21 protein-coding genes and 7 pseudogenes are annotated in these 25,275 nt (G+C 70.0%); 15 read left to right on the top strand and 13 right to left on the bottom strand.

The window, feature by feature from the left end:
- Nucleotides 1-126 precede the first annotated feature (126 nt).
- The 4 genes from CCL05_RS10865 to CCL05_RS10850 form a co-directional block, all read right to left on the bottom strand.
- Nucleotides 127-789 carry a hypothetical protein gene (locus CCL05_RS10865; RefSeq protein ID WP_167409543.1) on the bottom strand — a complete coding sequence of 221 codons (663 nt, stop codon included), beginning with the start codon at nucleotides 787-789 and terminating at the stop codon, nucleotides 127-129.
- A 191-nt stretch (nucleotides 790-980) separates the two neighbouring features.
- Entirely contained in the window at nucleotides 981-1,364 is a 384-nt protein-coding gene (locus tag CCL05_RS10860; RefSeq protein WP_086560300.1) for a RidA family protein, read from the bottom strand.
- Nucleotides 1,365-1,394: 30 nt separating this feature from the next.
- A complete protein-coding gene (locus CCL05_RS10855) occupies nucleotides 1,395-2,885 on the bottom strand; it encodes a carboxylesterase/lipase family protein (protein WP_086560299.1) in 1,491 nt (496 codons plus the stop codon).
- A 22-nt stretch (nucleotides 2,886-2,907) separates the two neighbouring features.
- Complete coding sequence (locus CCL05_RS10850; protein WP_086560298.1) at nucleotides 2,908-3,822, bottom strand: MBL fold metallo-hydrolase; 915 nt, start codon at nucleotides 3,820-3,822, stop codon at nucleotides 2,908-2,910.
- Between the two features lie 179 nt (nucleotides 3,823-4,001).
- Here CCL05_RS10850 and CCL05_RS10845 point away from each other — a divergent pair, with 179 nt between their 5' ends.
- Complete coding sequence (locus CCL05_RS10845) at nucleotides 4,002-6,791, top strand: helix-turn-helix transcriptional regulator (protein WP_086560297.1); 2,790 nt, start codon at nucleotides 4,002-4,004, stop codon at nucleotides 6,789-6,791.
- 122 nt (nucleotides 6,792-6,913) lie between these two features.
- Complete coding sequence (locus CCL05_RS10840) at nucleotides 6,914-8,791, top strand: FUSC family protein (protein ID WP_086560296.1); 1,878 nt, start codon at nucleotides 6,914-6,916, stop codon at nucleotides 8,789-8,791.
- Between the two features lie 322 nt (nucleotides 8,792-9,113).
- On the opposite strand, the gene CCL05_RS10835 is transcribed toward CCL05_RS10840, so the two are convergent.
- A complete protein-coding gene (locus CCL05_RS10835) occupies nucleotides 9,114-10,307 on the bottom strand; it encodes an MFS transporter (protein WP_244204238.1) in 1,194 nt (397 codons plus the stop codon).
- Between the two features lie 103 nt (nucleotides 10,308-10,410).
- Here CCL05_RS10835 and CCL05_RS10830 point away from each other — a divergent pair, with 103 nt between their 5' ends.
- Together CCL05_RS10830 and CCL05_RS10825 are read left to right on the top strand one after the other, a co-directional pair.
- Nucleotides 10,411-11,043, top strand: coding sequence for a TetR/AcrR family transcriptional regulator (locus CCL05_RS10830; protein WP_086560295.1), 633 nt, complete (start codon nucleotides 10,411-10,413; stop codon nucleotides 11,041-11,043).
- 164 nt (nucleotides 11,044-11,207) lie between these two features.
- On the top strand, nucleotides 11,208-12,155 hold the full coding sequence (locus tag CCL05_RS10825; protein WP_086560294.1) for an alpha/beta fold hydrolase: 948 nt from the start codon (nucleotides 11,208-11,210) through the stop codon (nucleotides 12,153-12,155).
- Nucleotides 12,156-12,220: 65 nt separating this feature from the next.
- Here the strand turns inward: CCL05_RS10825 and CCL05_RS47440 are convergent.
- The 3 genes and pseudogenes from CCL05_RS47440 to CCL05_RS10810 form a co-directional block, all read right to left on the bottom strand.
- Nucleotides 12,221-12,521: pseudogene (locus CCL05_RS47440) on the bottom strand (DUF6207 family protein).
- Nucleotides 12,518-12,850 carry a hypothetical protein gene (locus tag CCL05_RS10815; RefSeq protein WP_425275906.1) on the bottom strand — a complete coding sequence of 111 codons (333 nt, stop codon included), beginning with the start codon at nucleotides 12,848-12,850 and terminating at the stop codon, nucleotides 12,518-12,520. Before CCL05_RS10815 ends, CCL05_RS47440 begins: the two are co-directional and overlap by 4 nt.
- Nucleotides 12,851-13,225: 375 nt before the next feature.
- On the bottom strand, nucleotides 13,226-13,831 hold the full coding sequence (locus CCL05_RS10810) for a TetR/AcrR family transcriptional regulator (RefSeq protein ID WP_086560293.1): 606 nt from the start codon (nucleotides 13,829-13,831) through the stop codon (nucleotides 13,226-13,228).
- Nucleotides 13,832-13,935: 104 nt separating this feature from the next.
- Here CCL05_RS10810 and CCL05_RS10805 point away from each other — a divergent pair, with 104 nt between their 5' ends.
- Nucleotides 13,936-14,625 carry a nitroreductase gene (locus tag CCL05_RS10805; protein ID WP_086560292.1) on the top strand — a complete coding sequence of 230 codons (690 nt, stop codon included), beginning with the start codon at nucleotides 13,936-13,938 and terminating at the stop codon, nucleotides 14,623-14,625.
- 10 nt (nucleotides 14,626-14,635) lie between these two features.
- Here CCL05_RS10805 and CCL05_RS10800 read toward each other — a convergent pair whose 3' ends face one another.
- The gene (locus tag CCL05_RS10800) at nucleotides 14,636-15,646 is read right to left on the bottom strand and encodes a helix-turn-helix transcriptional regulator (protein ID WP_086560312.1); all 1,011 of its coding nucleotides are present in this window, start codon (nucleotides 15,644-15,646) and stop codon (nucleotides 14,636-14,638) included.
- A gap of 93 nt (nucleotides 15,647-15,739) precedes the next feature.
- On the opposite strand from CCL05_RS10800, the gene CCL05_RS10795 reads away from it, so the two are divergent.
- A complete protein-coding gene (locus tag CCL05_RS10795) occupies nucleotides 15,740-16,138 on the top strand; it encodes a VOC family protein (protein ID WP_086560311.1) in 399 nt (132 codons plus the stop codon).
- Between the two features lie 126 nt (nucleotides 16,139-16,264).
- On the opposite strand, the gene CCL05_RS45175 is transcribed toward CCL05_RS10795, so the two are convergent.
- Nucleotides 16,265-16,564: a hypothetical protein gene (locus tag CCL05_RS45175; protein ID WP_086560291.1), complete on the bottom strand. Its 300-nt coding sequence runs from the start codon at nucleotides 16,562-16,564 to the stop codon at nucleotides 16,265-16,267.
- Between CCL05_RS45175 and CCL05_RS46065 the strand changes: the two are divergent.
- Nucleotides 16,488-16,660: pseudogene (locus CCL05_RS46065) on the top strand (carotenoid oxygenase family protein); the annotation flags it as partial. The gene CCL05_RS45175 and the pseudogene CCL05_RS46065 overlap by 77 nt on opposite strands.
- 430 nt (nucleotides 16,661-17,090) lie before the next feature.
- On the opposite strand, the gene CCL05_RS10785 reads toward CCL05_RS46065, so the two are convergent.
- On the bottom strand, nucleotides 17,091-17,819 hold the full coding sequence (locus CCL05_RS10785; protein ID WP_086560290.1) for an SDR family oxidoreductase: 729 nt from the start codon (nucleotides 17,817-17,819) through the stop codon (nucleotides 17,091-17,093).
- A gap of 76 nt (nucleotides 17,820-17,895) precedes the next feature.
- On the opposite strand from CCL05_RS10785, the gene CCL05_RS10780 reads away from it, so the two are divergent.
- A complete protein-coding gene (locus CCL05_RS10780) occupies nucleotides 17,896-18,273 on the top strand; it encodes a MerR family DNA-binding transcriptional regulator (RefSeq protein WP_086560289.1) in 378 nt (125 codons plus the stop codon).
- A 46-nt stretch (nucleotides 18,274-18,319) separates the two neighbouring features.
- On the opposite strand, the pseudogene CCL05_RS10775 reads toward CCL05_RS10780, so the two are convergent.
- Nucleotides 18,320-18,917: pseudogene (locus tag CCL05_RS10775) on the bottom strand (transposase).
- Between the two features lie 249 nt (nucleotides 18,918-19,166).
- On the opposite strand from CCL05_RS10775, the pseudogene CCL05_RS46060 reads away from it, so the two are divergent.
- Nucleotides 19,167-19,406, top strand: a pseudogene (locus CCL05_RS46060) (transposase); the annotation flags it as partial.
- Nucleotides 19,407-19,515: 109 nt separating this feature from the next.
- Here the strand turns inward: CCL05_RS46060 and CCL05_RS10765 are convergent.
- The gene (locus CCL05_RS10765) at nucleotides 19,516-20,346 is read right to left on the bottom strand and encodes a helix-turn-helix domain-containing protein (protein ID WP_086560288.1); all 831 of its coding nucleotides are present in this window, start codon (nucleotides 20,344-20,346) and stop codon (nucleotides 19,516-19,518) included.
- 103 nt (nucleotides 20,347-20,449) lie between these two features.
- Here CCL05_RS10765 and CCL05_RS10760 point away from each other — a divergent pair, with 103 nt between their 5' ends.
- The 6 genes and pseudogenes from CCL05_RS10760 to CCL05_RS10730 form a co-directional block, all read left to right on the top strand.
- Nucleotides 20,450-21,220 (top strand): SDR family oxidoreductase, encoded by a 771-nt coding sequence (locus CCL05_RS10760; RefSeq protein ID WP_086560287.1) that lies wholly within the window; start codon nucleotides 20,450-20,452, stop codon nucleotides 21,218-21,220.
- A gap of 386 nt (nucleotides 21,221-21,606) precedes the next feature.
- Nucleotides 21,607-21,798: pseudogene (locus tag CCL05_RS10750) on the top strand (thioredoxin domain-containing protein); the annotation flags it as partial.
- Between the two features lie 282 nt (nucleotides 21,799-22,080).
- The gene (locus tag CCL05_RS10745; protein ID WP_143589868.1) at nucleotides 22,081-22,527 is read left to right on the top strand and encodes a hypothetical protein; all 447 of its coding nucleotides are present in this window, start codon (nucleotides 22,081-22,083) and stop codon (nucleotides 22,525-22,527) included.
- Between the two features lie 150 nt (nucleotides 22,528-22,677).
- Nucleotides 22,678-24,117, top strand: a pseudogene (locus CCL05_RS10740) (NF041680 family putative transposase).
- A 304-nt stretch (nucleotides 24,118-24,421) separates the two neighbouring features.
- Nucleotides 24,422-24,688 carry a hypothetical protein gene (locus CCL05_RS10735; RefSeq protein WP_086560285.1) on the top strand — a complete coding sequence of 89 codons (267 nt, stop codon included), beginning with the start codon at nucleotides 24,422-24,424 and terminating at the stop codon, nucleotides 24,686-24,688.
- 221 nt (nucleotides 24,689-24,909) lie between these two features.
- Nucleotides 24,910-25,275, top strand: a pseudogene (locus CCL05_RS10730) (IS110 family transposase); the annotation flags it as partial.

Below are 25,275 nucleotides of genomic sequence, written 5' to 3'. Positions count from 1 at the left end.
TCCGGCTCGGGTCAGATCTGGCCAGGCGCACAGATGCGCCCGGACCTGCCAGGAAAAGGCCGAAATGTTCTGTCAGCGACAGGGCGCGGTGTGGGTGCGGCGCAGGTCCACGTGCCGACTGGCTGCTCACAGGGCACATCTCCCGGTGGCAAGTGCCGTGATCGCGCACTCGGCGGCGTGCCGTGCCGCGAGCGCGGAGGGGAAGGGTCCACAGCCGTGGGAGGCACCGTCGGCCGGCCCGCTCGCGATCCGCCACTGCCAGACGGTGCGTGCGGCAGGGAGCGCGGGGTGGTACCAGACGGGCTCGGCGGCCGAGGACGCGTTCTGCACCGTCTGGATCAGTAGGCCGTATGCCACCCCGTCGATCACCGCGGTGGCGTACCTCTCGCTGTTGTCGTCGGCAGTCCAGTCCAGGGGTGTCGGGGTCGACTCCGACACTTCCAGAAGGGCATCCGCGAGGTCGGCCAGGCTCCGGTACAGCGCGGCGCGTACCGCATCGGCGTGGTGTCGGCCCCAGTGGCACGGGGGCCGTTCGGCGATCTCCTCCGCGAGAGTGTGCGCGGCGAGTTCGTCCAGAAGGTCTCTGTTCCCGAGACGTCCCTCCGCCAGGGTCGCGCCAGCGCCCCACGTGAGATCGTCCCGGGTAAGGGCGGTGCCGCGGGCCAGCTCCCACAGGTCGGATGATCCGAGGTCGTCGACCGTGCGGCGGATGCAGAGGGCGGCCGCATCCGCCTGGGGCGGGACTTGGACGTTCAAGAGGCCCGCGTGCACGTCCGTGGCCGCGCTCACATCGCCTGGCTGCAGCGCGCCCGGCAGCAAGGACCCCACTGCTTGGAGCACCTGCCGGTGGACGCGACGTACGGGATGAGGCCCGCAGGGGGACGCCGGTCGTCCGGCGAGTGCGCACAGGGCGTCCAGCAGTTGCGCCGGCGGAACCCTCAGGCTGGTGCACGCCCTCGTCAGACGACCGGCCATCGTCGTCAGTCGTCCAGCACTGCCAGGGCGTCGATCTCGACGAGGAGTCCCGGCGGAAGCTGCATGTAGACGGTGGTGCGGGCGGGGAAGGGCTCGCCGACGGCCGCGGCATACGCCTCGTTCAGCTCGGGCAGGTGGGCGGGGTCGGTGAGGTACACGCGGAGCATGACGACGTCCTCCAGGCCCGCGCCGGCCGCCTTGAGTACGGCGGTGACATTGCGCAGGGTCTGCTCGGTCTGCTCGGCGACCGTGGTCCCGACGACCTCGCCCGTGTCCGGATCGAGCGGGAGCTGCCCGGAGACCTGCAGGACGGGGCCCTTGCGGATGCCTTGGGACAGCGGGGCTGCCAGGGCGGGTGCGTTCTCGGTGGTGATGACGGTTCTGGTCATGGTGTGTCCTTGGGAAGGGTGGCCGGAGGGTCAGCGCCAGGCCTGTCGTTCCTGGCTGCGGGGGTCGTCGACCTGGGTCCACTCGGCGTCGATGCGCATCGTGGCCCGGCGCTCGTCGTCGTACGCGTCCCAGCCGGGGTTGCCGGTCCTGGCGAACCGGACCCAGGTGGCGTGCATACGGGCGGCGAGATCCGCGGGGGGCTTGTCGGGGCCGAGCAGGGCGGATGGGCCGTGCAGCTGGGTCAGGTGGGCGACATCGAAGACGAAGGGCAGCTCGACCGCGTGGGTGGCGCCGAGCTCTTCGTCCAGGGCGTGGGAGCGCCAGGCGAACTCGTAGGCGTAGGTGGCGGACTCGGGGTGGGCGGTATGTGCGTCGGTCAGGGCCCAGCTGCCCGCGCCGAACAGTGCGTCGCCCATGATGGCGGAGCGCAGCTCGCCGAAGGACGCATCGGGGCGTGCCTTCCGGTACGTCTCGACGAGTCGCGCCGGCTTCGGGTGCGCGCGCGCCGCCGCGTCGTCGACGTCCCCGGCGGTCGAGGTGGCGTACTTGCCCACCGGGACCAGGTAGAGGTTTCCCTCCTCGGTGTTGGTCCCGATAAGCAGGTCGACGTTGGCGCTCAGGCCAGCGGCGACGGATTCGGCGGGCTGCGTGTCGAGGACCAGGCTGAAGGGGCTGAGTCCGATCAGCGGATCGTGGTGCGTCCCGGTCTGCAGGTCGATGCCCGCGAGCCGGGAGGCGGCCTCCACCAGGCGCTCGTCGGAGATCTCCGCGAAGGCGTCGACATGGGGCTCGATGCCCAGGTCCTCGGCCGCTGCCCGGGTGACGCGGGCGGCCTGCTCGGTGGTGAACGCCCCCAGGCCGCTGCCACTTTGGACGATCGCCCGGCGGAAGAGGCCTGCGGCTTCGGCGGTGGCGAGGACGCCGCCGACGATGGTCGCCCCGGCCGACTGACCGAAGAGGGTGACGTTGTGCGGGTCACCGCCGAACGCTGCGATGTTCTCCCGCACCCAGCCCAGTGCGGCGACGACGTCGAGCAGGCCGCGGTTGGCGGGCGCGCCGGGGATGTCGAGGAACCCGGCGATGCCGAGCCGGTAGTTGAGGGTGACGAGGACGACGCCGTCGCGGGCGAAGGCGGAGCCGTCGTACAGCGCGGACCGCGTCGATCCGGCGACGAATCCGCCGCCGTGGACGAACACCATGACGGGCAGGTCGCCGTTCGCGCCGGCGGGCGTCCATACGTTGGCGGTGAGGTAGTCCTCGCCGCGGCTCCAACCGGTGCCGAAGTAGGGGGCCATGTCCACGCTGCCGAGCTTGCGCTCGGACTGCGGCGCGTTGGGTCCCGGCACGGTGGCGTCCCGTACTCCGTCCCACGGCTCGTGCGGCTGCGGCGACTCGAACCGGCCGGCGCCGCGGGGCGGGGCGGCGTAGGGGATGTTCAGGAAAGCGTTGGTGTCGCCCTGGCGCAGGCCGCGGACGGCTCCCTGCGCCGTGGTCACGATGGGGTCGGTGTGGTGGCTCATGTCTCGTGTCTTTCCGCAGGACTCAGGCCTGCTCGGTGTACGGGGCGAAGGGGGCCCAGCCCTTGATGGCGAACTTGTCTCCCTCTCGTGCCACTTCGGCGGCGCCGTGGCCGCCCAGGTGCGCGGGGATCACGAGTGCGTTGTTGTCGGCCGCCCAGCCCAGCACCTTGCGGCGGGTGGCGCGGGCGGCCGCGGGGTCCTCGCAGAAGCAGCTGTTGGAGTCGGGCTCGAGGATCTGCACGGGGCTGTGCAGCATGTCGCCGACGAACACCGCGCGGTCCGTCCCGGAGGTGAGGGTCAGTACGGAGGAGCCGGGGGTGTGGCCGGGAGCCGCGTCGAGGCGGAGGTCGGCGTCGATCTGGTGGCTGTTTTCCCACAGCAGCGTCTGGCCGGCCTGGTGCACCGGGGCCACGCTGTCCTCGAAGACGTTCTGGTTGCCGCGGCCGAGCAGTGGCTTGTGCTCGTTCTCGGGATTCCAGAAGTCGAAGTCGTCCTTCGGCATCAGATAGGTGGCGTTGGGAAAAGTGGGTACCCACTGCCGGCCGTTCAGGTACGTGTTCCAGCCGACGTGATCGATGTGGAGATGTGTGTTGATCACGATGTCCACGTCCTCGGGCGCGACGCCGGCGCGCGCGAGATTGGCCAGGAAGCCTGTTTCGAGGCGGTTCCAGACCGGCGCGTACGGGCGGTCCTTGTGATTGCCCACGCCGGTGTCGACGAGGATGGTCTTTCCTCCGCTGCGCAGCAGCCAGGTCTGGATCGCGGAATTGACGATATTGGTGTCGGAATCGAGGAAATGCGGGGTCAGCCAGTCGGTACCGCCCTCCCAGACTTCCTTCGAGCTTTCGGGGAAGAAGGTGTCGGGCGTCATTTCGACGGAACCGAAATACTCCCATACCCGTGTGATGGTGACGTTGCCGAGCGTGATCTGTTCCATGGGGCGTCCTTGGGAATGTGGAGGTTTTCCTGGAACCGTACGAGCGGTCTCGGCGCGCGCGGTATCCGTAACGTGACTGCACCTGCGCGCATGGCCCGGGCACTGGGCCCGGCCGCTTGTAGCCTGGACGTGCCAGGGCAAGGCGACTGAGATCGAAAGCCGCGATTCCGGGAGACTCCGTGGACGAGCACACAGGCGACCGCGGTGCGGTCATGGGACCGGAGCCGGATCCGGGGGAGCTGATCGTCGGCCGGGACGCGGAATTGGCACGTCTCTTTCGTGCGGTGGACTCGGTGTCGGCCGACCCGGTGCTGATGCTGGTCGGTGACATGGGCACGGGGAAGAGCGCGCTGCTGGAGCACGCGGTGCACCGGGCTGAAGCCGGCGGCGCTCGCGTACTGCGGGCCGAGGGGAGCGAGTCGGAGTCGAGCCTGGCGTTCTCCGCACTCCATCAGTTGCTGCGGCCGGTGCCGGCCGAGGTGGACGCACTGCCAGGGAGGCAGCGCGCGGCGCTGCGGGACGCCTTCGGCGAGGGGTCGGCCACGCCGGGACCCGATCTCATGCTGGTCGGGGTCGCCGTCCTGAGCCTGTTGTCAGGCCTGGGCGACCACCATCCCGTACTCGTGGTGCTGGACGATGCGCAGTGGTTCGATCGTGCTTCCCTGGATGCGCTGTCCTTCGTCGCCAGACGGTTGGAAGGTGAACCGGTCACCATGCTGATCGGTGCCCGTGGCGGCGATCACCTTCCGGGATTCGACCGTCATGTGCCGATGCTCACCCTGGGACCGCTCGACAAAGCTGCGGCCAATCGGCTGCTGGACCTGCAGCCGAAGAGCCCCACCGGGCACACCAGGTCGCGGATCCTCGACCAGGCAGGCGGCAACCCGCTGGCGCTGGTGGAACTGACGAGGACAGCCTCAGCACAGGACACGGCTGCGGGACTGCCGTCTGCGGGTCCGCTTCCGCTCACCGATCACCTGGAGCGGATCTTCGCCGCCCGCCTGAACAGTCTCCCCGCCTCCACCATGCGGGCTCTGCTGCTCCTGGCCGCCATGGACAGCGCCGACTCCGCGATCGCCGTCTCGGCGGGGCTGCCGCGCGCCGAGGACGAGGCCTGGCTGCCGGCCGGGCAGGCCGGGCTGGTCCGGCGGACCGACCGGGACGTCCGGTTCCGCCACCCACTGGTCCGTTCCGCCGTGTATCACGCCGCGTCCTCGGACGCCCGGCGCGAGGCTCACCTCGCGCTCGCCGAGATGCTGCGGGACGAACCGGACCGGCGTGCCTGGCATCTTGCCGCAGCCTGCCCGCACCCGGACGCGGCCGCGTCGGCGGAGCTGGAGCGAACCGCCGGCCGGGCCCGCCGCCGCGGCGGCCATGCTGCGGCGGCCCAGGCCCTGCAGCGCGCCGCGGAACTCGCACCGCAGCGCGAGGACAGTGCCCGGCTGCTGGTCGAAGCCGCCGCGGCGGCCGTGTTCACCGGAGACATCGCCTGGGTCGAGGAACTGGTCGCCGCGGCACGCGCGCGCACGGATGACGCAACCCTGCTGGCCTCCGCCGCCGTGCAGGCCGGACGGCTGGCGATCCTGACCGTGCGCCACACCGTGGTCTTCTCCCGACTGGCCGACGCGGCCGAGCAGTTGGCGGCCTCCCAGCCCGCGGCCGGGCTGGACCTCGTGGCCGGCGCCGCCGTGGTCCGCTTCTACTCCGGAGAGGACACCCAGCGCCACCGCATCCAGGACGTCCTGCGGCGCCTTCCCGAGAACGCCTCACACGCAGGCTTGCGCACCTGGGTGAGGGCCGTGTCGGACCCCTTCGACGACCGGGCCCAACTCGTCCGCCTGCTCCCGCAGTTGGCCGCCGAGGCGGAAGAGCGGCCGGAGCGGCTCACCGCCGTCGGGATCATGGCGTGGCTCTTGGACGAGACCCCACAGGCCGTCCGCTCCTTCGACGAGGCCTTCGACCGCTGGGAACTGCAGGGAGCGCTGCCCGAGGGTCTGGGCGGCGCGGTCGCCTGGGCCTACCTGGAGCGAGGACGGTGGGAACAGGCCCGTGAGGCCTGCGCCCGCACCACCGCGGTCGGCCGGGCGGCCGGCCTCGACCACGCCGTGGCCTGTGCGGCCACCGTGGACGCCACCGTGCTGGCTTTCCAGGGCGATGCGTCCTCGGCCCGAACCCGGGCCGAGGACGCGCTCACTCTGATCGATCCTCTGGAAAGCCGCTCGGTCTCCGTTTACGCCCGTCGTGCGCTCGGTGCCGCGGCAGCCGCAGAAGGCGCCTACGAGAGCGCGTACGGCCAACTCCGCATGGTCTTCACGGCAGACGGCGCGCCCGTGCACTACCACGCCTCCTACCCGGCCCTCGCGGATCTGGCCGCCGCCGCTGTGCGCTGCGGCCGCCACGAGGAGGCTGCCCTGATCGTCGAGCGCTCGGCATCCGCGCTGGCGGACAACGCTTCACCTCGTCTGCGTGCTCTGATCAGCCGAGCCCGTGGCCTGCTGGCGGACCCCGACGACGCCGAACCGCACTTCCGGGCGGCTCTGGCGGATCCGGCACTGGAGTACTGGCCCTTCGAACGCGCACAGACCCTGCTCGACCTCGCCGAGTGGCTGCGGCGCCGTCGGCGCATCGCAGAGGCGCGTGGGCCGCTCACCGAGGCCCTGGAGACCTTCCGGCGCCTGGGCGCGCGCCCGTGGATCGAGCGTGCCCGGGCCGAATCGCGCGCCGCCGGCCTCGACGTCACGGATGCGGCCCCCGACGCGCTCGCCGAACTCTCCCCGCAACAGCAGCAGATCATCCGGCTCGCCGCCCGCGGGCTGACCAACCGAGAGATCGGCGAAAAGCTCTTCCTCTCCCCGCGCACGGTCAGCTCGCACCTCTACCGCAGCTTCCCCAAGCTGGGCATCACCGCCCGATCCCAGCTGCGCGACCTCATTGAGGGGGCCCTCGCGACGGCGGCCCACCAGGATTAGGGACACGCCCGGCCATGGAAGCAGTCACTTGACGCATACCGCGCGCCATCCCGCCGGACCAGACTGGCCACAAGGCGAGGCAGCAGTAACCCGCAAGGTGGCCCCTTCGCCCTGGTAAACCGATGCCCCCGCTTGTCCCCAAGGCCTTGCAGAAACGCAGGCCGTGGCCAGTGGGCCGGGCTGAACACGGGCCGCTCGTCGTGGCGGGACGGAGACGGCCGACCACGACGAAGGAACGGAAATCCACGGTGCCTGCGAAAACAGCGTCGCTACGGGACCGGGTTGCCGCAGCCGATCCGGGGCTGCTGCGTCTGACCGCCGGGCTGCGTGCCGTCCTCGGCCTCACTCTCACCCTGGCCGTGCTGACGGTACGGGATCAGCCGTCGGTCATACTTCTGGCCGGCGGCTTCACAGCGGTGGTCACCTCGTTGGCGAGCAGCGACCTGCACCCCCGCAACCAGTTCCTCACTCTGCTCGCCGGGGCTCCCGTGACCCTGGCCGCCTTGACGGCCGGGGGCCTGCTGGCGCCTTTCCCCCTCGCGTCCCACCTGGCCTTCCTGCTGCTGATCTTCACCGCGGTCTATGCGCGCCGCTTCGGACGACGGGGCCTGGACCTCGGGATCTTCGCCTTCATGGCCTACTTCCTGTCCCAGTTCGCCAAGATCCAGCCCCACCAACTCCCCCAAATGACGGGGGCGTTGGCCATCGCCTTCGCGGCAGCCGCAGTCACCCGCCTCTGCCTGGTGCCCACGACGTCCTACGGAATCCTGAGGCGCCTGAGGGCGGCATTCAACAGACGGCTTCGCGATGCACAGCAGGCCACGTCAGATCTACTCGCAGACGGCGGAGCCGGCGTCCGCAGAGTCGAACGACGTCTCGACCGGCTGCACACCTCCGCGCTGCTGCTTCAGGAATTCCTGGACGAGGCTCCCGTCGGGCTGCTCCGCGACACGGCGGCGGAGCTGGAGCGGACGGCACGTGCGGACGCGACCGCACAACGCCTCGGCGTACTCGCGATCCGCGCGGCGGAGGATTCGACCGGGTCCTCCGCCGGCGCGATGAGGGAGGCGGAGACGGGGGACTTGACCGACCGGACAGAGCGCGACCGTGTGGCGCTGCATCCAGGGGCGGCACAGCCTTCAGGACCCTGGCGGCATACGACGCGGCAGGCGTTCCAGGTGACCGCCGCGGCCGCGCTCGCCGTACTCGGCGGACATCTTCTCTCCCCGCACCTGTGGTACTGGGCCGTCGCCACGGCATGGGTCGTCTTCATCAATGCCGAGCACACCGGGGACGTCCTGCTGCAGAGCGGCCGGCGGCTGATCGGCACCGTCGCCGGGGTGCCGTTCGGATACGGCCTCGCCGCCCTGGCCGACGGGCACACCACCTTGGCCCTGGCCTTTCTCCTCGCCTGCGTCTTCGGGATGTTCTACACCCCCTCCGGCAGCTACTGGGCGGTGACCTTCTTCATCACCGGCTCGCTCAGCATGGTGCTCGCAGTCCTGCATACGCTCTCCCCGCAGCTCCTCGCACTTCGCATCCAGGAGACCGTTCTGGGGGCCGGGTGCGGGATTCTGGCAGCCGCGCTGGTCGTCCCCATGGCTGTCCGCACGGTCGCCGACATGCGTCTGAGGGAGCTGCTTTCCCTTCTCGACCACCTCGTGCGCTGCGCGCCGCAGGCCGGCGTCCCGAAGCGCGCACTCGATGCACGTGATCTTGATCAAGCGCTGGAGGCCTTCCGCACGGCGTGCCGTCCCCTGGTGCATCCACTCAATCCCCGCCGCGCCGAGCGCGCCCGGGTCCGCCGTGTTCTCGAACGCGTGGAAGCCACCTCCTTCCACGCGCGAGGCCTCGCCACCGAGACGGGACGCGCACGAGACGCAGCAGCGTGGCCCGCGTCTCAGCACTCGTCAACAGCTCGGCACAACCGAACGAACCAAGTCATCTTGCCCCCGCAGCCCTGCAGACCCTGCCCATGCATCGCCCGACCTGACAGCTGAGAGCAGCCACAACCCGTGCGCGTAGCCCTACCTGTCCCCGCATGCGAGCAGCCTCGCCCCGCTGGCGTGACGACGGCCTGCATGACCCGTCGGGGGTTGTGCAACCCGCCTACGCGCCCGTCGGGCCGGATCAGCGCCGCGGTGACCGGCGGACCACGCGGGTCCGCCGGTCACGGCTAGCACGGGAGCGTTCCGGCGCAACGGCGCCCGGCGTCCTCGGGTGACACGCGCCGACGAAGGGGACGTTGACCGACGGGGCGACCGACGCGCTGGTGGAGGCCGGTTGTCTCGTGCGGGCAGCCGGCCTGCCCAGCCCCTCCCGTCACCTGTTCGCGGGGAAGGCCGCGCGTCGGCCACAGCCGACGATGACGAGGGCGAGGAGCGCGAGAACGATCAGCGCTGTGGGCAGCATCCGGGCACCGACGCCCTCGATGACAACGGCACCGAGAGCGCCCCCCGCGAAGATGGCGAGGTTGAAGGAGGTGGTGAGCATCGCGTTCGCCACATCGGCGTTCTCACCGGTGGCCTCGCTCATCGCCGTCTGCAGGTGTGTCGCCGCGCCTCCGAAGGCGATGCCCCACAGGACGATGGCCAGGAGCGCGCCGGCGAGGGAGTCCTGGGCTGCCAGGAGTACTGCCCCGACGACGACGAAGAGGGCCACGCTCGCCAGCGTGAGCCTGCGCAGCGCACGGTCGATGAACAGACCGGTGATCCAGATCCCGACGAGAGCGGCGAGACCGAAGACGACGAGCGCCAGGTCCGGCCGGAGCGCGAGGTGTGCTTCGCGCAGGTAGGGCGCGATGTAGGTGTAGAGCAGGTTGTGTGCGAGCATCCACGTGAGGACGACCACGAGGATGGTCGCCACGCCGGGAAGTCGCAGCACCTTGGTGAGCGGCACGCGCGTCTGCGCGCGCTGCCCCGCGGCGTCGGGGACGAGGACGCGGGCGGCTGCCATCACGAGTGCGGCCAGCACTGACATCGCGGCGAACGACCACCGCCAGCCGACTGCGCTGCCGAGCCAGGAGCCCAGGGGCGTTCCGACGGAGAGGGCCACGGGGGTTCCGGCCATGGCGACGGCCAGGGCCCGCCCGGCGTGCTCGGGTGCCGCGATACGGCGCGCGTATCCGGCGAGCATGCCCCAGAGCAGGCCGGAGAAGGCACCTGCCACGAACCGGGCCGTCAGTGCGACCGCGAGGGACGGTGCCAGGGCGGTGACGGCATTGGCCACCAGGAACCCGCACAGGCCCGCCAGCAGGAGCGGTCGCCGCCGGCTTCCGCGGGTCAGCGCCGCCGCGGGGATCGCCGCGAGGACCGTGCCGAGCGCGTAGGCGCTCACCAGTTGGCCCGCGCCGCCCTCAGACACCTGCAGTCCGGCGGCCAGCTGGGGCAGCAGGCCGGCCGGCAGCGTCTCCGTCATGATCACGAGGAATCCGGTGCAGGCCATCACGGTCAGCGCCGGCAGGGGGAAGTCCGTGCGGGCTCGGGTGGGGGGCGGGGCGGGAGGTGCCGTAGCCACGAGTCATCTCCTTCACTAATTACGGATTGAACGATCCGATTTGACTCTCGCAGGCTGAAGGTGTCAAATCGGATCAGTCAATCCGTAATTGAAGGAGGTTGCGGTGCCACCTGCCGGCCGTCCTCGCACCTTTGACGAGGAACTCGTCCTCGAAGCGGCGATGCTGCTGTTCTGGCGACAGGGCTACGAGGCGACCTCGCTGGCCCAACTGCGCGAGGCCACCGGGCTGTCGTCCGCGAGCCTGTATGGCGCCTTCGGCTCGAAGGAAGGACTGTTCACCCGCGCCGTCGAGCACTACGTCGCCGGACCGGGCAGCGTGACCGACGTCATCGCGGACGAGGCGCTGAGCCCGAGGGAGGCGATCGCGCGTCTGCTGCACGGATCGATCGACATGCAGACCGACCCCTCCCACCCCCGCGGTTGCCTCGTGGCTCTGTCAGGCACGGTGGAGGCGCACGGAGCCGAACACGCCGGCGTACGGGAAGTCGTCGCGGCACGCCGCGCGACCGACCGCGCGCGCATCGCCGCCACCGTCAGCCGCGGCGTCACCTCGGGTGAACTCGCCGAGGACACCGACGTGGACGCCGTCACCGCCATGATCCACGGTTTCCTGCTCGGCATCTCCACCCAGGTCTGCGACGGCATCCCCGCACAGCGGCTGCACGCCGCCGCGGACGCGCTGCTCGCGTACTGGGACGCGCCGAGAGGGAACGCGTCCGGTCTCCGACCTGCCTGACCACGGACGGCGGTCGGCACCGGGGCAGCAAACATGGCGGGCGGTGGCGTTCCCCTACACCTCCACCGCTCGGCCCTGGCCGATCCTCGCCGTACCCCTTCCCCCGACTCCCGCATCACGGCACCTATGCCAAGCGGGCTCTTGAAAGGAAACACCTGCTCACCATGACCACCGCAGAGCTTTCCCCGGCACGGCCGACCGGTTTCGGCACCGTCACCGGCACGCCCGGCCTGCCCGCCGAATTCGACAAGGTCTTCTCCAGCCAGTACATCGACGTGGGCTCGGTACGCCTGCACACCGTCACCGGAGGACAGGGGCCGGCGCTGCTGCTGATCGGCGGCTGGCCGCAGTTCTGGTACCAGTGGCGCCGCGTCATGCTGCCGCTGGCCGAGCACTACACGGTCGTCGTCGCCGACCCGCGGGGCACCGGCCTTTCCGACAAACCGCACACCGGGTACGACTCCGCGACCTGTGCCCAGGACTTCCACCGACTGATGAACCTGCTCGGCCACGACCGGTTCGCTGTCGTCGGCCACGACATCGGCATGTGGACCGCCTACGCCATGGCGGCGGACGCACCGGGCCCCATCCAGCGGATGGCACTCGTGGACGCGATCATCCCCGGCATCTCGCCCTCGCCCCCGCTGCTGAGCGACCGGCGCACGAGCGATTTTCTGTGGCACTTCAACTTCAACCGCGCCGGCGACATCAACGAACAGCTCGTCCAGGGCCGCGAACACCTGTACTTCGGGCACCAATTCGCCACCAAGGCAGCCACTCCCACCGCGATCCCCGCTGCCGCGGTGGACGTGTACGTCCAGGCGATGCGCCTGCCCGGAGCCCTGCGGGCCAGCTTCGAGTACTACCGCGCCATCGACGAGACCATGGCGCAGAGCGCCCTGCGCAAGAAGAACAAGCTCACGATCCCCGTGCTGGCCGTCGCCGGCGATGCCCTGGGCGGAGAGAACATGGAGAACGAAGTCCGCTCCCTGGCCGACGACGTGAGCAGCATCGTCATCCCCGACTGCGGCCACTTCGTACCGGAAGAAGCCCCCGAGGACTTCCTCAACGCCCTGCTGCCCTTCCTGCAGCCCTACCGTGCCGGTCTCTGATTGACGGCGTCACACACGGACGGGCGGGGCGGCGGCCCCGCTACCCCAGCAACGCCTGACGGTCGTCATTGCCGTACCTCTGCGGAGACCTGCGGCATCTCTCCGGCCGGCGCATCCGAACCGACCGGCGGATCCAGGTCCAGGTAGCAACGCAGCCGTACGCCGGGCTTGCCCGCGTCCCGGGGCTGTCGCCGTCGCCCACCGGTCGGTGAGCAGCTGCTGAAAGGCGAGCGCGGTGGCGTCGTCGGCGACCGCGACGTCGACGACGACCAGGCCCGGCCGCTTAAGTGCGTCTCGTGGACCGGGTGCATGTACGGCACTACGTCTGGCCGCCCGGTGGGGGTTCCGCCGCTGCGGTGTCGTCACCCGACCGAGTGGCGTGCCGTCAGGGGCTGTCGTCGGGGCCGGGTGTCCCAGCGTCGGTTGCGTGACCGGCACTGCTTCACTCCTCCCGGGACGTTGAGGTGCTGACGTTCTGGACATGGTGGAAACCGGCTTTGCGGTTGACTCCCGTGGTGGCGCGCGTGACGGTCGTGCGGGGAAGGAGTCGCGCCGCCCAGGTGGTGACGCGGTTGCTTGCCCTGCCGGGAGGTGTTGTTGTCGAAGAAGCAGGTGTCGGTGGCGCCTGGATGAGCGCCCATGACCTGCACTCGGGTGCCCCGGAGCTCCTGCGCGAAGGCCTCGGTGAAGGACAGGACGAATGCCTTCGTCGCGGCGTAGCTTCGCTTGGTAGGGCATGGGCTGGAACGCGGCGGTGGATGCGACGTTGATGATCCCGCCGACGCCGCGGTCGAGCATGTCCGCCCCGATGAGGCGGCCTTCTGCCGGGACCGGCCTCGTCGCCCACCCTAGGAACATCAGTGCCGGGCACGCTTGTACCGCGGCGCCACCGCGATGGAACGTCAACGCCGTTCATAGAACCTGTGCGCCGTGGCGGAGCATGCACGTCGGCAGAACGGTCTCAGAAGGTCACCGGATCCGCGACGGACTGTGGAGGAGTCCTCGCGTTCCCCTGGGCGCTCCGAGGACCTCGGGACCGTCGTTGGCACCCGTAGCGGACGCCATCCGGCTCAGGCGGGCAGCTGGGGTGTCGGCGTCATGGCCCTGTCGAGCAGGATCTCCGCGGCCGCGCGCGCGTGTCGGCCGTAGTCCGGTTGGTCCAGCACCATCGCGCGGCTGGCCGCACCGTCGGCGAGAGTGACCAGCTGCTCGGCGAGCGTGGCGGGCTCGGCGGCGCCCAGCTCCGCCGTCAACTCCGTGACGAGCTGCGTCATCAGCAGCTTCTGCTCCCGCGCGAACGTGTGGATCGCGCTCCTGGGGTCGGGGAACTCGACCGCGGCATCGATGAAAGGGCAGCCGCGCACCGGGGACTCGTCCGGCGACGGGAGATCGAACAGCCGGAGAATCCGTTCCCGGGGATCGAGATCCTCGCGGGTGAGCACGCTCTCCAGGGTCCGTCCCGACGCAGCCAGGTCCCGCAAGTGGGCGATCACCAGATCGCTCTTGGCCGGGAAGTGCGCGTAGAGCGTGCGTTTGGACACCGGCGCGGCCTCCGCGACCTGCTCCATACCGGTTGCGTTGATGCCCTGCTTCGCGAACAGCGCGGCGGCCGCGACCAGGATCCGTTCACGCCCGCCGCGCCCCCGGCGTTCGGTCTTCGTGCTTGTCGCGTCCATGAGTTGAGTATACGCGAGCGTTTACTTCAGGAGGAACCGCTGTTACGGTCGAGCTCAAGTAAACGCGTCCGTATACTTCAAGACCGGGTCAGAGGAGTGTCACTGTGAGCCCGTCCCACCCGACCGAGATGAGCAGCTACGCCGAGAAGCTGATCCGCGGCCGCCGCGCGACCCGCGCCTTCCGTCCCGACCCCGTGCCCGCGGAGACCCTGCGCGCGGTCTTCGCACTCGCCGGTGCCGCGCCGTCCAACTCCAACACGCAGCCGTGGCAGGTCGAGGTGGTGAGCGGGGCGGTGCGAGACCGTCTGGCCGACGCGCTCCGGACGGCACACGCCGAGCGGCGCACCACAGTCGACTTCCCCTACCACGAGAACATGTACTCGCCGACTCAGCAGCGCCGCCGCGCCGCGTTCGGCGCCGAGCTCTACGGCGCGCTCGGCATCGGCCAGGACGACCATGCGGCCCGCGCGGCCTACGACGCCGAGAGCCTGAGCTTCTACGGTGCCCCGCACGTCGCGTTCCTCTTCACGGCCGGGGACGCCGGGGCACGAACGGCCGCGGACGTCGGCATCTACGCCCAGACACTGCTGCTGTCGATGACCGCTTACGGCCTGGACAGCTGCCCGCAGGGACTGTTGAGCTTCTACGCCGACACCGTTCGCGGCGAACTTGGCATCGACGGCGGGAAGCTGCTCATGGGGATCTCCTTCGGCTACGCCGACGAGACCGCGCCGGTCAACCACATCACCACCGGCCGGGCCGCCCTCGACGCGACCACGACCTTTCACTCCTAGCTGTGCCAACTCATGACATTGGTTCCCCGCTGTCAGGCTTGGCGGCGTAGGACGTGAGGCGATCGGCGAGCGCGGTGACGAGGTCGCGCAGTTCGCCGGGGCGCTCGATGACGAACGGCCGGTCGAGTGAGGCGAGTACCGGAGGCAACCAGTCGAGCCGCTCCGCCCGCAGCTCGACGCGCAGCCAGCGCTCGGCCGTCCGGCCCTGGCCTGCCGCGGGTTCGTACTCCTCCAGGTTCGCGACGCCGGCGGGAAGGTGGGCGCGGATCTGCTCGACCGTCCCGTGGATCCGCAAGGCCACCTCATACCGGTACTCAGCCGTGGCGAAGCCTGACAACACGCGCTGTGCCGGACCGGGCCCCACGGGTGCTTCGAATGAGCCGGGCAGGGTCCGCGCGTCCGCGATGCGATCGAGCCGGAAGGTTCGATCCTCACCGATCCGGGGGTCCTCGCCCGTGACGTACCACCGGCCCGCATGCGCGACGATCCCGTACGCGTGCAGCGTGCGTTCGCTGCGCCGTCCGTCGCGGTCGGTGTAGCGGATCGAGACCGGTCGGCGGTGGCGCACCGCATCGGCGATGGTGAGCAGGACCCCGGCGTCCGGGGCGTCGAACTCTCCGGGCTGCTCCGTGAAGGCGAGGGATTCCAGGAGTGTGTCGAGCCGGCGGGCGATGTGCTGGGGCAGCACCCGCCGGATCTTCGCCGAGGCCGTCTCGTTTGCCGTGTGCTGCGTCGTCGTCAGTCCTGCTCGGCGGCCGGTGACCAGGCCGAGCAGCACGGCCAGCGCCTCGTCGTCGCTGAGCATGAGCGGAGGCAGGCGGTACCCGGGGGCGAGCCGGTACCCGCCGTAGCGGCCGCGCACCGATTCCACGGGTACGTCCAAGTCGATCAGCTGGTTCACATACCGCCGCACGGTGCGCCCTTCGACACCGAGCCGGCTGGCGAGTTCGGCCACCGTCCGGGTGCCGCCCGACTGCAGCAACTCCAGGAGCGTCAGCACGCGGGCGGTCGGTCGAGGCATGAGCACAACCTAACGCGAATACAGGACCGATTCTGTCCGCTATTTGTCCTAGCCTCCGCAGTGCACGCCATCAGCACAGCCAAGGAGATCCCCGTGGACTTCGTCTCGATCCGCATCATCACCAGCGACGTAGCGCGCCTCGTCGAGTTCTACGAGCGCGCCACAGGGGCGCGGGCGGCGTGGGCGACCGAGGACTTCGCCGAACTCGAGATCGGAGGCGCGACCCTCGCGATCGCCGGCACCCGCACCGTCCCGCTGTTCGCCCCGGGCTCTGCCCGGCCGGCGGACAACCACAGTGTGATCACGGAGTTCCTCGTCGACGACGTGGACCGGGTTCACCGGAACCTGACCGGCTTCGTCACCGACTTCGTCAACGGGCCCACCACGATGCCCTGGGGCAACCGGTCGCTGCTGTTCCGCGACCCCGACGGCAACCTCGTCAACTTTTTCACCCCCGTCACCCCGGCGGCCATCGAGAAGTTCGCACGCTGACGCCACGCACGAAGATTGGCTCAAGACCTGGAACGAAGACGCCAGGCCGTTCACATCAGCCGAGACCGCCGACCAAATCATCGACGGTATCTGCCGCTACTGCGACAGGATCTCCGGACCAGGACACTAGCCCGCGTCCCTCGGTGGGTCGACGCACGGCGTCGGTGGAGTCAGGCCGATGAGAAGCCTGATGCCGCGCACCAGTGCCTCGGCGTGGCCGGGGGCCAGTCCGCGTGCCAGGCCGGTGAGCAGGGGGTAGGTCTGCCGGTCGATGCCGACCGGGGCCACGGCTACGAGCGGGTTGCACAGATTGTCCCTTTTGTGACGCAACCGGGCGAAGAAGCGGGGCGTGAGGGACCGGCCGAGTCGCCGTTCGACGGCCGTGCCCGTCACCGAGGAACTGACGGCCTTCGACCTGCCGGTCACCGGGCGCATCCCGCGAGAGCTGAACGGCGTTATCTGCGCAACGGACCCAACGTCCTGGGCCTCAAGGACCCGCGCGCCTACCACTGGATGCTCGGCGTAGCCCGCCAAGTCCGTCGGTGGCAGCCGTCTCACGCTGAAGCACCCGGCCGAGGCGGGCTCCGTGTCCCTGCGGGCAAAGCTGACCGACCGCGCCGGCAACACTCTGGTCCAGACGATCGACCGGGCCTACCTGACGGCCCGTTAACCCCTGGCCCTTGCACCTGGACTCGCCCGGGGCGGCATCCACACCGCCCCGAGCGAGTCCGCTGGTCCAGCCGCTTGCGGGGCGTACGCCGCCGACGGTACGCGGTCCACGGCACCGTACGGGTCGAAGCCGCGGCCGGAGGCCTTGACCGCTGTCTTCGTGGGTCTCATCGGCCTCGTTCCCGCTCCCCTCGGACCACAGGTCAGCTCGGGTCACCCCGGTCACGTCGAGCACGCCCTTCCCCTTGACCCGCCGGCTCTTCACCGGGGCCCGAGGGGCCCCTCAGGCCGCCATCAGCTCCGCCAGGGCGCGGTCCATTGCGGCGTTGAACTCTTCCGGCCTCAGCGGCAGACGGGACTTGACGTCCCGGCTCCACTGGTCGGCGAGGACCTCGGCGGTGCCCGCCTCGACACCGTCGAGCGCCGCGTCGGCCAGGTCCGACGGAGCGATCTTGTCCACGGGCCAGCCCGCCGCCATGTCGGTGTCGGCCAGGCCGAGGTGTACCGCTGTGACGAGCGTGCCCTGTTCGGCGAGCTCCAGGCGGACGCCGTTGGTCATGGCCCAGGCGGCGGCCTTGGTCAGGTGGTAGGCGTTGGCGCCCTTGCCCCCGAACCACGACATGGCGGAGAGAACGTTGACGATCGCGCCCCCGCCGTTCCTGGCGAGCACCGGCGCGAACTCCCGGATCATTCCCAGGTGGCCGAACATGTTGGTCTCCAGCTCGTGCCGCACCGCGTCCAGCGAACCGGTCACCAGGTCGGTCCCCGTACTGATTCCCGCGTTGTTGATGAGGAGCGAGACGTCCGGGGTGGCCTCGGCGGCGGCCCTCACGGATGCGGGATCGGTGATGTCGAGGGGCAGCACCTCGACCCCGGGCAGGTCCACGGTCTCCGGTCGGCGGGCCGTCGCGTAGACCTTGCGGGCGCCCCGTTCGAGCAGGCGCTGGGCGAAGGCGCGGCCCAGGCCGCGGTTGGTTCCGGTGACAAGGGCGACGGAGTTGTTGATATCCATGGCCGGTACGCTAAAACCTGACGCTGGCGTCAGAGGCAAGTGCTGGTCGTCAGGGCGAGGGGTGAGAGGAATCACCATGACTGTCACAGTGGCCGCAGACGAGCGGTTGATCCGCATCGGCGAGGTGGCACGAGGTGCCGGCGTCTCGGTGCGCGCCGTGCGCTACTACGAGCAGCAAGGGCTGCTCATCGCGGAGCGCAGCCCGTCCGGCCAGCGCCTGTACCGGCAGGACGCCATCCCCCTGGTCCGCTTCTTCCAGCAGATGTTCGCCGCCGGCCTTACCAGCCGAAGGATCTCCGAACTCCTGCCGTGCTGGGACTCCGGGCACACCGACGCCGAGCAACGAGCCATGCTGCGAGCCGAGCGCGAGCGCCTCCAGTCCAAGATCGACGACCTGCAGGCCGCCCTCGACCACCTCGACGAGGTCATCGCGATCACGGACACGCACCCGTAGGCGCGGTCGGCCAGACGTCTCATCAGCGATCTGACCTCGCTGTCGGTTAACAGCGTGAGCGCAGACGTCGCCAGCAGATGAGGGCACAGCCCAAAGTGAGGAAGGCTTCGTGGATGTCGTCGCGGATCTCCCAGCGGATCCGCAGGCGGCGGAACCAGTGCAGGTGGGCGAATGCGCGCTCCACGACCCAGCGTTGGGCGCCCAGACAGGAACGTGCTCGGTGCCCCGGCGGGCGATCAGTGGCTTCACACCGAGATCCCAGACCATACGGCGGCAATTGTCATGGTCGTAGCCGCGATCGCCCAGCACCACGTCCGGGCGGCGCCGAGGCCGGCCGCGCTTGCCCCGCACCGGCGACACCGCTTCGAGCAGCGGGAGGAGCTGGGTGACACCTCGTGCCACCGGGGCCACACGCCGGCCTCGGACCACTCGGCCAGGCGGCGCCAGCAGGTCATGCCCGAGCCGAAGCCGAGTTCCTGCGGCAGATGCTCCCACGAGATCCCGGTGTGCAGGACAAACAGAATGCCCTGGAAGACCAGCCGGTCCGGATGCCGCTTGCGGCCCGGGTGCCGGGTCCGACGCTCGACCTCCGGGCGGTCGTCTCTCCCTACGACACCTCGGCCCGCTACGCACGGCACGGACACACCATCAGCTGGAAGGGGTTCTCCGTTCACCTGACCGAGACCTTGCTCCCGACGGCCCCAACGTGATCACGGACGTGGCCACCACACCACTCCGGAGCAACCCCACCCGGCAACACCGCCTGGACGAGGGCTTCGCCCGGGACGACTTCCCCATCGACTACGACCGCCAGCAGGTCACCTGCCCCCAGGGCCAGGTCAGCCAGGGCTGGCAAGACCCCTACCCCGCCCTCCTCACCGCCACGAGAACTCCGCGACCTGCAACTTCGCGTCCGCACCGAGCAACAGACACCCGAGTGGAAGACCCGCTACGCGGTCCGCTCCGGGGTGGAGGGCACGGTTGACGAGCTCGCCCACGGATACGGCATGCGCCGCTGCCGCTACCGCGGACAGGGAAAGGCTCACATCCAGCACGTCCTGACGGCCATCGCCGTCAACACCGAGCGCCTCAGCGGGCTGCCTCCAACCGAAGAAGCCCCCACGCCCCGCTAGCCGACTGCCTTCCAGAACTACCTCGACCAGCGCGAGATACCCCGGCCGAAGTCCTGGCGAACCCTGGGCAGCTGACCTCGGCGCTCCAAGATCCCCTACAGAGTCAAGCTCAGGGCTCCCGGCGCGAGGTGGCGGCCAGTGAGCCGAGGAGCGCGAGCGCCTCGCTGCTGGGCGAAGCCGGCTCCGCGTGGTAGACGACGAGCTCCTGGCCCGGGGCCGAGCGGATGTCGAAGGTCTGCATGGTCAGCGTCAGCGGGCCGACGTCGCGGTGCTCGAAGCGTTTCCGCTCCAGCGCCTTGCCCCGGACGTCGTGACGGGCCCACAGCTCGGCGAACTCGGGGCTGTGCTCCAGCAGTTCGGTGAGCACCTGCCGTACCCGCGGGTCGTTCGGAGCCGCGCCGTGACCAAGCCGGAAGCCGGCCACGGAGTTGCGCGCGACGTCGTGCCAGTCGCGGTAGAAGGCGCGGGCGGCGGGGTCGGTGAACACGATGTGCATGAGGTTGCGCGAGTGCGCCCAGCCGTGGAAGAGCGCATCGGCGATCGCGTTGGAGGCGAGGACGTCGTACGCGCGGTTGTAGACGATGGCCGGGTTGTGCGGCCAGGCGTCCATGAGCGCCAGCAGGCTCGGCTCGACCCGGTCTGCCACGCCTGCGGCCTTGGCGCGCGGGCCGATGCCGGCGAGCCGGAACAGGTGCAGGCGGCCGTCCTCGTCCAGCCGGAGGGCGACGGCCAGGGCATCGAGAACCTGCGCGGAGGGCGTGCGCTCCCGGCCCTGCTCCAGGCGTACGTAGTAGTCAGCGCTGACCCCGGCGAGCAGGGCCACCTCCTCGCGCCGCAGTCCCGGCACCCGGCGGTGCCCCGAGGTGGGGAGGTTCACCTCGGCCGGGGTGACCTGGCCGCGCCGGGCGGTGAGGTAGGAGCCGAGTTCTGAGCGTGCCATGCCGCCATGCTAGGCGGGGTGCCGGCCGCTCTTCCTGGGTGCGCTGCACCCAGGAAGAGGCCGCCCCTCCCGCGGGCCCTCCGGCCAGGGCAGCCTCGATGCCATGAACACACAGCAATCGGAACTCCCCGAGCAGGCCGGCCGCAAGGTCGTCATCGTCACCGGCGCCAGCAGCGGCATCGGCGCGGCCATCGCCGCACGACTCGTGGCAGAGGGACACCAGGTGGTGGCCGGTGCACGTCGCACCGACCGCCTGCGTGCACTGGCGGAGCGCACGGCCGAGGCAGCTGCCAGCTCCGGCGGCGGCCTGCAACCCGTACGGCTGGACGTCACGGACCGCGCGGACGTCGCAGCCCTCGTCCAGGCCACACGCGAGCGCTACGGCCGTCTCGACGTGCTCGTCGCCAACGCCGGGGTCATGCCGCTGTCGCGGCTGGACTCCCTGCTCGTCGACGAGTGGGACCGGATGATCGACGTGAACGTCCGCGGCCTGCTGCACGGCATCGCCGCGGCACTGCCCGTGTTCACCACCCAGGGCTCGGGCCACTTCGTCACGGTCGCCAGCATCGGCGCCCACCAGGTCGTGCCCACCGGCGCCGTCTACTGCGCCACCAAGTACGCCGCCTGGGCGATCACCGAAGGCCTGCGCCAGGAGGCCGACCCCTCGATCCGGGTCACCACCATCTCCCCCGGCGTCGTCACCTCCGAACTCGCCGACACCATCACCGAGCCCGGCGCCGCCGAGGCCATGCGCACCTACCGCGCCCACGCCATCGAACCCGACGCCATCGCCCACGCGGTCTCCTACGCCCTCACCCAGCCTGCGGACGTCGACGTCAACGAGATCGTCGTACGCCCCACCCGCCAGCGCTGACCCCACCGAGACCGACCGGAGAACCCATGACCACACCCCCACCGCGCCGCCCTCCCCGCCGCCTGGGACCTCACCGGACCGCGAGCAGGCTGCCGCCGAAGCCACCCGCGCGGCTGCTGTCGCACAGGCGGAATCGGACCTGGACGACGCTCAGGAGCCTGGCAGGCTCTGCGGCCTGTTCGGCACCGGCCGGCCGTCAGCGCGGCGGCGACGTCAGGCGGGGGAACGTCGGTAGGTGAGAGATCGGGGCGGGCACGGTGCAGGCGAGCGGGGTGGCGCCACCGGCCGGAAACGCCACGGGCGACGTCGACGCGGACTTCCACCACCAGCTCGGGTTCCACCAGCGTGACGTTCAGCGTCTGGCGGCTGCCCCACCCGGCGGAGAACTGAGCATCCGGTTGGGCCGCAGCGCCCGCCCGTTGGATTGGGTCAGCATCTGGCGCGACCCGGCAGGAGCCACAGCGGTGAGAGCAGCCAACGACGGCAACGAGACCGTGCCGACCATCGTCGTGGCGGGCCAGCCACACACCAACCCCGATCCCGAATGGGTGCGCGAACAGCTCTCCCCATCCGCGTGATCAGAAAGCGCGCCCTACGGAGAGGAACCCGCAGACACAAGCGCACAGAGGTTAAAAGAGAAACTCAGCTTGTCTTTTAACCCGCTGCGTGCAGTGGTCCAAGGCCAGAGTGTCAGTGCCCGGTGATACCTGTAGGGCGTGGAAGATGCGATTTCGGGTGCGATAGCCGTCCTGCGTGAAGCCTTTCCGGCAGAGGTCCGTCACCGGCCTTTGGGCAGGAAAGAGCTACGGGTGTGGGAGCGAAGGCACGGGGTGGTGTTGCCGGAGCCGTATCGCACTTTCGTGACCGAGATCGCGAACGGTACCGACGACGGTCCGCCTGACGAGGGTGGTCTGCTGTCCCTGGGAGAGAAACCGTACAGCTGGGCCGTCTGGGAAGCGGACTGCTGGATGAGCCCGGAGCCATTCGATGGTGCCGCCCTACGCCTGCCCGGCCAGCCCTTTCCTCTTGAGGAGGAGTGGCAGTGGGAGTACGACTACTACGACCACACCCGCCACTCGTCTCTGTTGCACCAGACCTACCAGCACGGCTCGGTGCTGCTGGGCAGCGACGGACCCGGTGAGTACTGGATGCTAGTGGTGACCGGGCCGCAACGCGGCCGGGTGTGGTGGCTCAGAGACGGATGCGCCGCACCCTATGCCGACCGCCCGTCCGATCAGCCTGGTGGCGATTTCCTGCAATGGGTGAGGGACTGGCATGTCGGACAGGGCTGGTGGCAGGCCGAGTAGCGCCTCCACACCCAGGTCGCGGACTCGACCGCTCGAATGCTCCCTCGAACTTGATCGTCAAAACCGGAATTGCGCGACAGCGCGGCGGCCGTCGCTTGATGCTGGACTCCGGCGCAGAGACGCAGGACAGGCGAAGGCCGCGGGGTGGGTTTGCTGCATCAAGATGTAGAGGGAGAGCCGTTCCTGGTGGCGTCACGCTACCGGGACGACCTATTCGGCTGCCTGACCGCACGCGGGGACGAACTGTTCGAGCTGGTGGACGCGTTGCCGTGCGCGGACGGGCCGGTGACGGCGCCGGTGGACCTGACGCTGGTGGCTGAACACCGGCGTGGGCACGGTGCCATGTACGACGCGCTGAACCGCGGGAACGTCGGCGTGCCCCGGCTGCGCCAGGTGCTGGCCGGCCTGCCCATGCCGCAGACTGCCGACGGGCGCCTGGTCCTCGCGGTCGACATCAGCCACTGGCTCCGCCCGGACGCCCCCACCAGCGCCGACCGCCTGTTCTGCCACGTCTACGGCCGCAGCGGCCGGTCCTCGGACCAGTTCATACCCGGCTGGCCGTACTCGTTCGTCGCCGCCCTGGAATCGGGCCGGACGTCCTGGTGCCAGCTCCTGGACGCCGTCCGCCTCGGTCCGGACGACGACGTCGCCGAGGTCACTGCTGCCCAGGTCCGCCGGGTGGTCGTGGACCTGATCGAGATGGGCCGGTGGCACGTCGGCGACCGCGACATCCTGGTCGTCTTCGACGCCGGCTACGACGCCCCGCGCATGGCGCACCGCCTGGCCGGGCTGCCGGTGGAGGTCCTTGGACGAATGCGCACGGACCGGGTGATGCGCAAGCCGGTCCCGGTGCCCTGGATCTCCCCGCCGCAGGGCGGACGGCCGCCGAAACACGGCAAGGAGTTCCGCTTCGCCAAGCCGGAGACCTGGGGCGAACCCGACGCTGCAACGACACAGGTCACCGACCGGTACGGCACCGCCCGAGCAATGGCCGGGGACCGCATCCACCCCCGGCTGACCACTCGCTCCGCTTGGATCGACCACACCGGTGAACTTCCCATCATCGAGGGCACCTTGATCCGCCTCCAGGTCGACCGCCTGCCCGGTGACGGGGACCCACTGCCTGTCTGGTTGTAGTCCTCTGCCACCGGCCTGACCGGCGAAGGCATCGATGTGCGCTGGCAGGCGTTCCTGAGGAGATTCGACCTGGAGCACACCTTCCGGCTGATGAAGCGGACCCTCGGATGGACCCGGCCGCAGCTCCGCACCCCCGAGGCCGGCGACCGCTGGACGTGGCTCGTGATCGCCGTCCACACCCAACTCCAGCTCACCCGCGAAGCCGCGGCGGATCTCCGCCAGCCCTGGAAGAGGCCGGCCGAGCCCGCACGACTCACCCCGGCCCGTGTCCGCCGAGGGTTTCGGAACCTCCGCCCGCACCTGGCCTGTCCGGCCCGTGCACCGAAACCATCAACACCCGGACCTGGAAGGCCGCTTGGCTCCAAGAATCGCCGCCCCGCGCTCCGCTATGACGTCGGGAAGACGACCAGACGACCCGAGAGCGTCATCGAGCGCGACAGCGTCAGAGGTTAGAAGACAAGCTCAGCGCCTGTTTCCGAACCCTGAATCATCAGGGGAAGGCCATGGCAGTCCATCAGCTACTCATCCCCGAGGGTGGCTTGCCCCTGGCCGCCACTCGCCTGTGTGGCTATCGCAAGCCAGCCTGTCCATTTACTGTGTCCTGCGCTGTGATTCACCGAGGCAAGGAGACAACACCGTGGTCGCGTCAGCGTTGCGTCAGCAGTCCGAATCGACCCCTCGCGAGATCCGTCGTCCCCGGCGGTTGGCGCGACGTGCCGTTCTCGGAGGCTCTCTCACCGCCGTACTCACGGCGCTGATGCTCGCCGTCACCCAGTCCGCTGCCTACGCCGGTGGGCCCTACCGGTGGGCGCAATACAGCGACGTCGGTAAGCGCCTGACCGTGTGCGCTCAGACGCTCGATGTCCGCAGCTCCTACGGTGGCACGCCGTTCGCCCAGCTCACCAGTGGACAGACGTTCACGGTGTACCAGAACTACGCGGAGTTCGGCAGCGAGTACGTGCGCGGCTTCGCCTGGGGCAACGTCAACGCGGAGGGTTACGTGCAGAACGGATGGTTCTGCTGATAACCCCGCCAAATCGGGGCCGGTAGCTGTTTTGGCGCGGCCAACGCGCGGCATTCGTCCCCCCGTTAGTTTTCCGCGGTCCTGCAAGAGGACCGCTGGCCTCCGGGCCCGGCATGGCTGTTCCNNCCGGGCCCGAGAGGCGCCATTGGAGACGCTGATCAGAGGACCGACTACCGCCCCGCCCAGCGCAACGTGCGGCATCTGATGGGCGGCAGGTCTGCATACACGGACTCACCCCTGCCGGCAAAAAGGTCTTCGACAAGCAACTACCCAACATCGGCCCCGACGTTGTGCGACGTCTTCACCAAACTGAAGAGCAAGTTCGGCACCGTCCTGGTGATCGTGGACCACGGTCGCCCGCGACACCGGCTGCAAGGTCGCCTACCTACCCGGCCTGGCGAGGCGGCGGATCGCCGGCCCCTACCCCGGCGAGGCGAAAACCGACGCGAAGGACGCTGGCGGCCGCGGTCATCGCGGACGCGGCTCGGACGATGCCGCACACCCTGCGGTCGCTGGAGCTGACTGACGAGATCACCGCCGAGCTGACCGTGCTGGTGGGCTTCGATCAGGACCTGGCGACCGAGGCC

The organism is Streptomyces africanus, assembly GCF_002150735.1.
Classification (GTDB): Bacteria; Actinomycetota; Actinomycetes; order Streptomycetales; family Streptomycetaceae; genus Streptomyces; species Streptomyces africanus.
Note: the sequence above shows the minus strand (reverse complement) of the source record. Positions and strands in the feature narration are given on the sequence as shown.

Bases quoted from the DNA above. Each gene is read 5' to 3' on its own strand.
- CCL05_RS10800 (WP_086560312.1), bottom strand. From the start codon at position 15,646: ATGCCTCGACCGACCGCCCGCGTGCTGACGCTCCTGGAGTTGCTGCAG.
- CCL05_RS10785 (WP_086560290.1), bottom strand. From the start codon at position 17,819: ATGGATATCAACAACTCCGTCGCCCTTGTCACCGGAACCAACCGCGGC.
- CCL05_RS10810 (WP_086560293.1), bottom strand. From the start codon at position 13,831: ATGGACGCGACAAGCACGAAGACCGAACGCCGGGGGCGCGGCGGGCGT.
- CCL05_RS10855 (WP_086560299.1), bottom strand. From the start codon at position 2,885: ATGAGCCACCACACCGACCCCATCGTGACCACGGCGCAGGGAGCCGTC.
- CCL05_RS10760 (WP_086560287.1), top strand. From the start codon at position 20,450: ATGAACACACAGCAATCGGAACTCCCCGAGCAGGCCGGCCGCAAGGTC.
- CCL05_RS10735 (WP_086560285.1), top strand. From the start codon at position 24,422: ATGCTCGCCGTCACCCAGTCCGCTGCCTACGCCGGTGGGCCCTACCGG.
- CCL05_RS10765 (WP_086560288.1), bottom strand. From the start codon at position 20,346: ATGGCACGCTCAGAACTCGGCTCCTACCTCACCGCCCGGCGCGGCCAG.
- CCL05_RS10840 (WP_086560296.1), top strand. From the start codon at position 6,914: ATGCCCCCGCTTGTCCCCAAGGCCTTGCAGAAACGCAGGCCGTGGCCA.
- CCL05_RS10860 (WP_086560300.1), bottom strand. From the start codon at position 1,364: ATGACCAGAACCGTCATCACCACCGAGAACGCACCCGCCCTGGCAGCC.
- CCL05_RS10780 (WP_086560289.1), top strand. From the start codon at position 17,896: ATGACTGTCACAGTGGCCGCAGACGAGCGGTTGATCCGCATCGGCGAG.
- CCL05_RS10850 (WP_086560298.1), bottom strand. From the start codon at position 3,822: ATGGAACAGATCACGCTCGGCAACGTCACCATCACACGGGTATGGGAG.
- CCL05_RS10825 (WP_086560294.1), top strand. From the start codon at position 11,208: ATGACCACCGCAGAGCTTTCCCCGGCACGGCCGACCGGTTTCGGCACC.